At 59.5% G+C, this 1,561-nt stretch carries 1 protein-coding gene and 1 pseudogene; one reads left to right on the top strand and one right to left on the bottom strand.

Annotation, left to right across the window (positions count from 1 at the left end; all coding sequences use genetic code 11):
- Positions 1-67: 67 nt before the first annotated feature.
- Positions 68-277 (top strand): annotated as a pseudogene (locus PYV00_RS23005) (DDE-type integrase/transposase/recombinase); the annotation flags it as partial.
- Between the two features lie 128 nt (positions 278-405).
- Here PYV00_RS23005 and PYV00_RS23000 read toward each other — a convergent pair.
- Complete coding sequence (locus PYV00_RS23000; RefSeq protein ID WP_275230673.1) at positions 406-1,398, bottom strand: endonuclease NucS domain-containing protein; 993 nt, start codon at positions 1,396-1,398, stop codon at positions 406-408.
- Positions 1,399-1,561: the final 163 nt, after the last annotated feature.

Below are 1,561 nucleotides of genomic sequence, written 5' to 3'. Positions count from 1 at the left end.
AGACAACCGATCCTACCGGCCATCATAGTCGCCGCTCAACCGGCCATCGTAGTTGTCGCCGCGCAGATCATGCATCCGGCTGCGACCCGAGTATCCGGGGCAGGTGTGGTCCTACGACTTCGTCGAGGGCCGCACGCACGATGGCCGCAAGTTCCGCATCCTGTCGATCATCGACGAGGCGAGCCGGGAATGCCTGGCCTTGCCGGTCGCGAGACGGCTCAGGAGCGAGGATATGCTAGCGGCGCTGGCTGAGCTGTTCGTTACGCGGGGACCGCCTGATCGGCCCCCACCGAGTGGTCCGGGGTAAGATTGCCTCGGGCGCCATGGCCGCCCTCCGGTTACGCTGCAACTCGATCGAAAGGCACCTGCGGTCGGGACCGGAACAGGCAGCAGAACACGAACCGATCAGGCTCGCAATAGCTGGAAAGACACCTTGTAGCGGAAGAAACTGACGCTCGGCACCATCGCCAGCGCTCGGCGGATTCGATGATCGTCATCCAGCGCGATGACCGCACCTTCGACGGTTTGCCCATCTTCCGCCAGTTCATCCTGCACATAGCCCATGTAGCGGAGGATTTGACCGACCACGGCATCGCTGGCGCGCCCCTTCTTCAGCTCCACGACGAGCAGGCGCTTACGATCTTTGCTGATCGCCAGAATGTCCAGCGCCCCGGTATCTGTCGGATATTGCTGACCGACAATCTCGCCTTCATCGGTGAAAATATCGAAGTCGCGACCCAGCTCGGTTTGGGTCCAATTGGAGACAAGGAAATCCTCCAGATGCTTTTCCATGCCAAAGGCCACAGGGTCCTCGACCAACCCTTCGCTCGTCATGACCGGAGCAGTAGCGGGTGCGGGCAACCCGCCGATCAGAGCCTCAATCTCCCGAGCGTGCCCAGAGATGTTCGAGACAGTGCCTATCGAGCCGGTAGAGTTCTTGAGCGCATCGCTCATCGCCGCCCGGTCGATGTAGATATCATGCCAGCGGACATTGCGGCGGTGGGGCAAGATTCCGCCTTCTGCGTACCAATATTCGCCCTCAATCTCGCCCACGCGATAGCGGCCAGCGCCATCGGGGGAGAGAATGACATCGCCCGGTCTCAATCCCTTTGATACGGTCCAGATCGCGCCGCACGCCAAACCGGCGGCGACCTTGCTCTTTTCCGGGTGGATTTTCAGATAGACCGGCACATAGGCCGCGTTGAAGGGCCGCCACGTCTCGGGCAGCTTGTCGGATAAGTCTTCATGAATGTCGAAATGTGTTCCGGTGAAGCCGCCTGCAAAACACTCCTGAGCATAAACGCTTTTTCGCCCAAGCATGACCCGATAGTAATTTTTCAATGCCGCTCCCCCGGTATCAAGGTGCGACAATAGCCACATCGTCGACAAGCGTGTCAAAGCCTTCTTCCATATAGCTACGCATATTGCCGACATGCCTCATAGGGCAGCGTCTGCTTTTGAAGCGACCATCCCGTGACGTGGAAGAAATTTAGCCGAGGGTCACGTCCGTCAATGAGGTGTAATTTCGGGTGTGGTCACCGGGCCGCACGATCAGGCGGCC

This window comes from Novosphingobium album (ex Liu et al. 2023) (assembly GCF_029076845.1).
In the GTDB taxonomy this organism is placed as follows: domain Bacteria; phylum Pseudomonadota; class Alphaproteobacteria; order Sphingomonadales; family Sphingomonadaceae; genus Novosphingobium.
This window is presented reverse-complemented; position numbering and strand designations above follow the sequence as displayed.